Origin of the sequence: Mesorhizobium sp. M7A.F.Ca.US.006.04.2.1, assembly GCF_004022915.1 — a bacterium.
Lineage (GTDB): Bacteria > Pseudomonadota > Alphaproteobacteria > Rhizobiales > Rhizobiaceae > Mesorhizobium > Mesorhizobium ciceri.
In genome coordinates this window covers 1-7477 of sequence record NZ_RZQA01000251.1, presented here as the reverse complement: position 1 = coordinate 7477, position 7477 = coordinate 1, and the positions used below count along the sequence as shown (strand labels likewise).

8 protein-coding genes are annotated in these 7477 nt (G+C 63.4%); 4 read left to right on the top strand and 4 right to left on the bottom strand.

Annotated features, from left to right (window positions below; translation table 11 throughout):
- A partial coding sequence (sthA, locus tag EN925_RS15470) for a Si-specific NAD(P)(+) transhydrogenase (RefSeq protein ID WP_128336673.1) occupies positions 1 to 1313 on the top strand: 1313 nt, incomplete at its 5' end.
- A 26-nt stretch (positions 1314 to 1339) separates the two neighbouring features.
- On the opposite strand, the gene EN925_RS15465 is transcribed toward sthA, so the two are convergent.
- Positions 1340 to 2008: an alpha/beta hydrolase gene (locus EN925_RS15465; RefSeq protein WP_127366112.1), complete on the bottom strand. Its 669-nt coding sequence runs from the start codon at positions 2006 to 2008 to the stop codon at positions 1340 to 1342.
- Positions 2009 to 2208: 200 nt separating this feature from the next.
- Between EN925_RS15465 and EN925_RS15460 the strand changes: the two genes are divergently transcribed.
- Positions 2209 to 3444: an OpgC family protein gene (locus tag EN925_RS15460; protein WP_024504692.1), complete on the top strand. Its 1236-nt coding sequence runs from the start codon at positions 2209 to 2211 to the stop codon at positions 3442 to 3444.
- Between the two features lie 2 nt (positions 3445 to 3446).
- On the opposite strand, the gene EN925_RS15455 is transcribed toward EN925_RS15460, so the two are convergent.
- Complete coding sequence (locus tag EN925_RS15455; RefSeq protein WP_127366111.1) at positions 3447 to 4526, bottom strand: substrate-binding domain-containing protein; 1080 nt, start codon at positions 4524 to 4526, stop codon at positions 3447 to 3449.
- An 82-nt stretch (positions 4527 to 4608) separates the two neighbouring features.
- Between EN925_RS15455 and EN925_RS39670 the strand changes: the two genes are divergently transcribed.
- Positions 4609 to 5037: a hypothetical protein gene (locus EN925_RS39670; protein ID WP_164753438.1), complete on the top strand. Its 429-nt coding sequence runs from the start codon at positions 4609 to 4611 to the stop codon at positions 5035 to 5037.
- A 32-nt stretch (positions 5038 to 5069) separates the two neighbouring features.
- Here EN925_RS39670 and EN925_RS15440 read toward each other — a convergent pair whose 3' ends face one another.
- Positions 5070 to 5444, bottom strand: a complete 375-nt coding sequence (locus tag EN925_RS15440; protein WP_027162433.1) for a DUF423 domain-containing protein — start codon at positions 5442 to 5444, stop codon at positions 5070 to 5072.
- A 28-nt stretch (positions 5445 to 5472) separates the two neighbouring features.
- Positions 5473 to 6732 carry a multidrug efflux MFS transporter gene (locus tag EN925_RS15435; RefSeq protein WP_127367173.1) on the bottom strand — a complete coding sequence of 420 codons (1260 nt, stop codon included), beginning with the start codon at positions 6730 to 6732 and terminating at the stop codon, positions 5473 to 5475.
- 165 nt (positions 6733 to 6897) lie between these two features.
- Here EN925_RS15435 and EN925_RS15430 point away from each other — a divergent pair.
- Positions 6898 to 7477, top strand: a 580-nt coding sequence (locus tag EN925_RS15430; RefSeq protein WP_164894225.1) for a GntR family transcriptional regulator, incomplete at its 3' end; no start/stop codon positions are given.

Here is a 7477-nt window from a genome sequence, read left to right as displayed (position 1 = left end):
AGTCCGTGCTGGTGGTCGACCGCGGCCGGCGTCTGGGCGGTGTCTCGGTGCATACCGGGACCATCCCATCGAAAACGCTGCGCGAAACGGTGCTCAATCTCTCGGGCTGGCGCGAGCGCGGCTTCTACGGGCGTGGCTACCGCGTCAAGCAGGATATTTCGGTCGGCGATCTGGTCGAGCGCCTGCACAAGACGCTCGACCATGAGGTCGAGGTGCTGCAGCACCAGTTCATGCGCAACACGGTCAAGAGCGCTCGCGCCGCGGTGAAATTCCTTGGCCCCAACAAGGTCAGCCTGACATCAGACACCGGCGATTACAGCGAGGTCGGTTTTGCCAATGCGCTGATAGCGGTCGGCACCAGGCCGCACCGCCCGCGCGACGTGCCTTTCGACAAGACCCGCGTCTTCGACAGCGACGAGATGCTGGAGCTTGATCGCTTGCCGCGCACGCTGACCGTGATCGGCGCCGGCGTCATCGGCGTCGAATATGCGACGATCTTTTCCGCGCTCGACGTGCCGGTAACCTTGGTCGAGCCGCGCAACTCCATCCTCGATTTCGTCGACCGCGAGATCGTCGACGATTTCATCCACCAGATGCGCGATCGCGGCATGACCATCCGGCTGGGCAGCGCGGTGAAGGAGATCCGCTCCAAGCCGGACGCCGCCGAAGTGGAACTGGCCGATGGCCGCACCATCCGTTCCGAGGTTGTGCTCTACGCCGCCGGCCGCACCGGCAATGTCGGCAGCCTGGGCCTGGATGTCGTCGGCATCGACGCCGACTCCAGAGGGCGCATCAAGGTCGATCCGCAATCCTTCCAGACCAGCGTGCCCAACATCTATGCCGCCGGCGACGTCATCGGCTTTCCGAGCCTGGCCTCGACTTCGATGGAGCAGGGCAGGGTGGCCGCCTGCCATGCCTTTGGAGTGCCTTTGCCGCCGCCGCCGGAAACCTTCCCCTATGGCATCTATGCGGTGCCGGAAATCTCGACGGTCGGCCAGTCTGAAGAACAGGTGCGTGAGAGCGGTGCGGCCTACGAGGTCGGCGTGGCGCGTTTTCGCGAGACCTCGCGCGGCCACATCATGGGTGTCAACACCGGCTTCCTGAAGCTGCTGTTTTCGATCGAAACGCGCCGTCTGCTCGGCGCGCACATCATCGGCGAGGGCGCCACCGAGCTCATCCACATCGGCCAGGCGGTGATCAATCTCGGCGGCACCGTCGACTTCTTCGTCAACAACACCTTCAACTATCCAACGCTCGCCGAAGCCTACAAGATCGCCGGGCTGGATGCCTGGACCCGGATGGGAAGAGGGTAGGCCGGCTGGTCGTGGCGGCGAGCCTGTCAGCTTGCCTGCGCCACCGCCGCCGGTCCCGCCAGCCATTGCCTGACGATTGCCGCGTCGGCGCTGCCGACTTCATGACCTGATGAGACAATCCTGGCGTCGATCTCGGCGCCATGCCGACTGAGCAATGTCACCAGAGCAGGGGCGAAAGGCGCATAGGTGAGGTCGGCGGCGCCGGCGATCATCAGCACCCGCACCTTTGACAGATCCGTCGCCGGCACATCATCGAGCACCGGCATCGGTCGCAGCAGCGCGGCGCGTTCGACAAGGCCCGGATGCAGCAGCATCAGGCTCGAAACCAGATTGGCGCCGTTCGAATAGCCGAGGAAAATTGTGCGCGAGAGGTCGAGACGATGGCGTGTGGCCGCATCAGCGACGAAGCCCGCAAAGGCCTCGGTTTCGGTGCGGATGCTCGCCTGTTCGAAGCGCGTCGGCGTGATCCGCGCGAACCAGCGGAAACCATCCTCCTGGACAACGCGGCCACGCACCGCGATGAGCGTGGCACGCGGTGCGATCTCTCGCGCCAGCGGCACCAATGTCGTCTCGTCGACACCCGACCCATGCAGCAGGAAGAAGCAGTCGCCCGTTGAATCCGCCGCGCCGTAAAGCCGGTAGTGGAAGGCGAGATCACGCCGCAACGCACCATCTTGTGAGGTCTCGTCGATCATCGACCATCCTCTTGATTATATGACGTTTCGCTCAATTTGCCGGCTTCAAAACGCAATATTTTCAAGCTCCGCGAAAGTTGATTGAACCGGGCGCATTACAGTCCGTTTCTCCGCCGATAACATCCTTCGGGAGGAATCGAAGCGGTGCGCCGGGGGTCGCATTGCCGGTATGAACAACCAGCTTTGAGGCCTTTTTGTCGATGACCACCCAGATTTCCCCGGACCGCGATGCGCGTGTCCCAGACCGCGAGGCGCGTGTCCCGGACCGCACTGAGCGCGACACGCGCATCGATGTGATCCGTGCTCTCGCCTTGTTGACCATCTATGTCGACCATGTGCCGGGTACCGCCTTCGAGTATCTGACATACAAGAATTTCGGCTTTTCGGATGCGGCGGAGGTCTTCGTGCTGATCTCGGGAATCTCGGTCGCGCTCGCCTACGGCAAGAAATTCCAGCCTGGAAACCGGCTGCTGGCAACTTTGAAGATGTTGCGCCGCGCCGGTGTGCTTTATGCCACCCACATCGTCACCACCATGGTGGTGATGGCCATTTTCTGCGCTGCGGCGGTGTTTGCCAGGCGGCCGGAGCTTTTGACGATGATCAACATCGAGCCGTTGATCAAGAATACGCCGCAGGTGCTGATCGGCATCGTGACGCTCGGCCACCAGCTCGGCTACAACAACATCCTGCCCGTCTATGCGGTGCTGCTCTTGCTGGCGCCGCTGTTCCTGCTCATTGTCAGCTATCGGCCGGTCCTGGCACTGGTGGCATCCGGCGCCCTGTGGCTGGTCGCGGGGATTTATCAGATTGCTCCGCCCAACTACCCCGAGCCCGGCTTCTGGTTTCTCAACCCGCTGTCGTGGCAGTTCCTTTTCAACATCGGCCTGGCGGGCACGCTGCATGTGCGTCGCGGCGGCACCATCCCGGTCAATCGCTGGCTGGTTGGGGCGGCCTTGGCCTACACCGTTGTGGCCCTGGTCTGGGTGCACAGCCCGCTTTGGGGGCATATCTCCTGGTTTGGCCTGCCTCCGGTGCTGACCGGTTTCGACAAGACGTTCCTGTCGCTGCCGAGGCTCCTGCATATACTCGCAGTGAGCTACCTGATCGTGGCATTCCCGGCGATCTCGAATCTGTTTCGCACCGGGCGCGATCATCCGCTTGCCATATTGGGCAAACGATCGCTGCCGGTTTTCATTGCCGGCACGGTGCTTGCAATGGCGGCGCAGGTGCTGAAGCTGATCAATCCGGGCGGATTTGCCTATGACAGCCTGTTGATATCGGCCGGCATCGTCATGCAGTTCGCGCTCGCCTACTATCTCGAATGGCTATCGGGCCTTGGCTGGTCCGCCAAAAGCAGGCCGGCTCACAGCGCCGCATCGCCCGTCCATGCTGCATCCTTCGCGATGCCGGGCATGGCGACAAGAATGGGCCGTTGAGCTCAGGTGGGCGAGGGGCCGGATGAGGCCCGCACCACGAGTTCGACCGGCAGCGATTGCCGGCTGAACGAACCATCATTTTCAAGGATCGCCTTGACGGCAAGGCGGCCCATCTCGGCGATCGGCTGGACGATCGTGGTCAGCGGCGGCTTGGAAACCGCCCCTTCCGGAACACCGTCGAAGCCGACGACAGAAACATCGCCCGGTACCGCAATGTCGTGCTGCCGCAGCCAGTCCAGCGCATGGAGCGCCATCCTGTCCGACATCGCCAGGATGGCTGTCGGCGCCTCGGCACCGGCGAAAATATGTTCGAGGCCGGCCCACACGCTCTTCTCGTCATTGACGGTCTCGTAGATCGGCACACGCTCGACGTCGATGTCGACGCGGGAGAGTTCCGCGAAATAGCCACGCAAGCGGTCCCGCGTAGCGGAGTAGAGGGCCATTTCCACCTGCTCCCTTGTGGTAGGGCCGAAGCCTGCGTCGGCACAGGGCAGGGTAAGCACGGCAAAGCGGCGATGTCCGAGTTCGGTCAGGTGGCGGGCCGCCAGGCCGGCACCGGCGATGTTGTCGACGCCGATCGCCGCGACCGCATCGTCGTCGTCCGAATCGAGATCGAGCGCCACAAAGGGGAGCTTGCGTTCACGTGCCAGTTGGACCAGCTTTGAGCCGCCATCGACACAGAAAACGATGAAGCCATCGACCAGCGCACTCTGGATGTTCCACGCCAGCTGCTCGCCATTGACGGCGGAGACCAGCGAAATCCCCGCACCGGTCGCGTCACAAGCCTGCGAGATGCTGGCCATCATCACCCGGGCAAAGGGATCGTCGAAGAAATAGGAGAGGGGTTCCGCGGTCGCGACACCGATGGCATTGACCTTGCCGGCGCGCAGCAGCCGGCCCTTGGGATCCGGTCCGCCATATCCCATGGCCTCGGCTGCCGCCTTGACCCGTTCACGGACCTCCTCGCGCACGATCTCCGGACGGGCGAAGACGTTGGACGCGGTGCCGTGCGACACGCCGGCTGCCTTGGCAATGTCCGCCAGCCGGACCGGTCTTGTCTTTGCAGAGATAAGTGGCGCCATCTTCGTCTCCTGAATTCTTCCCATTTAACACTTTCGTTGGATCGGTTCAAATTTTGGCTTGATCGAGGCTTCGATAGGGCCTATGTTTGAATCGATCCAAGGAAACGCCTGCTGGCAGAATTGGATCGATTCAACATCAAGTAGGGAGTTGTGTCATGCATCCCGTCAATTTTCTGTTCGAAGACATTTACCGCAACGACTGGAGCATCTCGTCGAACACCGCGACGCAGAAGCGCCGCGGCAAAACCAGCCCATGGGTCCGCGAGTTGCGGTTCCTTGTGGAGCGCAAGCGGAGCTGATCGGGGTCGGTTTTTCGCACCTCTCGATTGGATCGATTCAAGTGCTGAAAGGAGCGCACATCATGCATCCCGTGAGCTATCTATTTGAAGACATCTATCGCAACTATTGGGGCATCGCGCCGGCTTCCGAACGGCCGGAGCGGCATCGGTTGGCAAGGCTGCGGCGGCGCAATCGCGAATTGCTCATCAAGCCCGAGCGCCGGCAGGATTAGCCGCCACGCTCGACGTTTGGTGCCGGCGGGCGTCAGGACCGCACGCGCACCAGCGCCGAGGCAGCGATCGCCAGCCAGCCGGCAATGAGCAGCGTGCCGCCGATCGGCGCCGACAGCGGGAATAGCCGCGACCCGATGAAATCGCGGGCCAGCAGATCGCCGCAGAACAGCAGAAGCCCAACCAGCAGGATCAGGCTGCCGATGCGCAGGATCCGGTTCGCGCCAAGCAATCCGGCGGCAAGGAAGACCGGCGCATGCATCAGCAGGAACGATGCGGCGGTGCCAACGAAGGCGCCGCCGAGATGCGCCGCCGCGGCCGACAGCGCCACGCCGGCAGCACCGCAGAGGCCCCCGGCCAGGACGAGGATACGGCTGCTGTCGTCGGAAGGTCGTTCGGCTGTGCTCATGTTTGGGGCCCCGTGACGCCCAACCCCGTCAGGGCTTGCCGGGGTTGGCAAGCATGTCCTGCTCGCGGCGTGACTGTGCCAGCCAGTTATACACCGCGCCCCCAGCCATCAAGACGGATGTGCCCAGAAACACCGAGCGCATGCCGAAATGACCACCGGCAAAGCCGCCCAGCAAGGGGCCGGCGACTTGCCCGACATATTGGGCGGAGATCGACAGCCCGAGCACATTGCCGCCGACCCCATCGGGAACATTGTGGCGGATCACGCTGGTGATGCAGGGCAACAGCCCGCCCAGCGCCAGACCCATCAGGAAGCGCAGGCCGATGAGTTGCCAGCTCTGCGTGACGAAGGCCTGCGGGATCAGCAGCAGCGCCGAGACGGCAAGCGCGCCGATGATGACGTTCCAGTGGCCGACGCGGTCGGCGAGCTTGCCCAGGCGCGAGGCCGACAGGATGGCGCCAAGGGCCGCCGCCGACATGACGACGCCTGATACCAGCGTGACGCGGCTCTGGTCCTCGATGAGCTGCTGCACATAGACGGTGATGATCGGCTCGATCGACATGGTGGCGAAGCTCAACAGCATGCCGGTCGCCAGCATGGCGACAACAGGCCGTTTGTCGGGGATTTGTGACCAGCCGCCTTTCCGCTTCTGCGTCGCTGCGGCGTCTGCTGTTTTCGGCCGGGGATTCTCCTTGATCAGAAACGTGGTCGCCAGGAATGCCAGGAAGATGACACCGCCGGAGAGGAGAAAGGTGGCGCGGATGCCGATCAGCGGCGGCAGGGCGCCGCCAACCAGAGGGCCGACCAGAGCCCCGCCCGTGATGCCGGCCGACAGCAGGCCCAACGCCCAGCCGGAACGCTCCTTGGGTGTCTGCATGGCGACGAGGATGGTCGATCCCGAGGAGTAGCCGCCGGCAAAGCCGATGAGCAGCCGCAGCAGCACCAGCTGCCAGACCGTCTGCACCATGCCGGTCAGCGACATGCATATGGCCATGCCGAAGCTGGCGCGAACCAGCATCACCTTGCGGCCATAGCGGTCGCCGAGACGTCCCCAGAGCGGCGCCACCAGCGCCGCCGCGAAGAACGTCGCGCCATAGGCAATCCCCGACCATTGCACGATCGCCGCGTGACCCTCGGCACCCAGCTGCTCGATATAGAGCGGCAGGAACGGCAGAAGCAGCGTCATGGCGACAAGCGTCGAAAACGAACCGGCGAAGCACACGAACAGATTGCGCCGCCAGTGGATGTTGTAGGTGCTGTCGGTCGCCGGGGGCGTGCTCTGCTGCATGTCGTATGTCCTGTCCCAGCAACTCTTTTATCGATGCTTGCTGCGGATACCAATTTGGGATACCAAGATGGTACACGTCATGGACGCAAGCTTGGCCGCTGTCAATGCAGCCTGTCGAACGTGATCGGCAAGACGATCGCAAACGGCCAAAAGATGGAAACGACAATGTCGCAGATGCACAGCGTCGAAAAACAGCTTCGGCAGATGATCCTGGGCCTCGAGATCGGTCCCGGCGAAAAGCTGACCGAGCGCTGGATCGAGAGCCGTTTCGGTGCATCGCGAACCCCGGTCAGGGCAGCACTTCTGCGGCTCGAGACCGAGGGGCTGGTCGGCAGGGACGGGCGCGGCTGGACGGTGTCGCCGATCAATCTGGCTGAACTCGAGCAGATCGCCGTCTACAGGGAGGCGGTCGAGGTTGCGGCAGTTCGCCTGACATGCAGCCTGGCGGACCGGAGCGCCATCGATGTCATCCAGGCGATGCTCGAATCCTGCGACAACGACACGCCGCGCGAGGAATGGCATCGCGTCGGCATGGATTTTCACATCGAACTGGCGCGTCTGTCGGGCAATGAATTCCTGTTCCGGGCGGTCCGTGATGCCATGACACGCCTGTCACGGGCGCGCTGGCTGGAGGTTCGCGACGAAGCGGCCCTCAGCCGCGCCTGGGCCGAACATCGCGCCATACTGGCGGCGGCACGCCGTGGCGACGCCGATGAAGCCGCGCGCCTGCTCTCGGTCCACATCG

Excerpts from the sequence above, each read along its gene's own strand:
- EN925_RS15465 (WP_127366112.1), bottom strand. The coding sequence starts at position 2,008 with ATGATCGACGAGACCTCACAAGATGGTGCGTTGCGGCGTGATCTCGCC.
- EN925_RS15460 (WP_024504692.1), top strand. The coding sequence starts at position 2,209 with ATGACCACCCAGATTTCCCCGGACCGCGATGCGCGTGTCCCAGACCGC.
- EN925_RS15455 (WP_127366111.1), bottom strand. The coding sequence starts at position 4,526 with ATGGCGCCACTTATCTCTGCAAAGACAAGACCGGTCCGGCTGGCGGAC.
- EN925_RS39670 (WP_164753438.1), top strand. The coding sequence starts at position 4,609 with ATGTTTGAATCGATCCAAGGAAACGCCTGCTGGCAGAATTGGATCGAT.
- EN925_RS15440 (WP_027162433.1), bottom strand. The coding sequence starts at position 5,444 with ATGAGCACAGCCGAACGACCTTCCGACGACAGCAGCCGTATCCTCGTC.
- EN925_RS15435 (WP_127367173.1), bottom strand. The coding sequence starts at position 6,732 with ATGCAGCAGAGCACGCCCCCGGCGACCGACAGCACCTACAACATCCAC.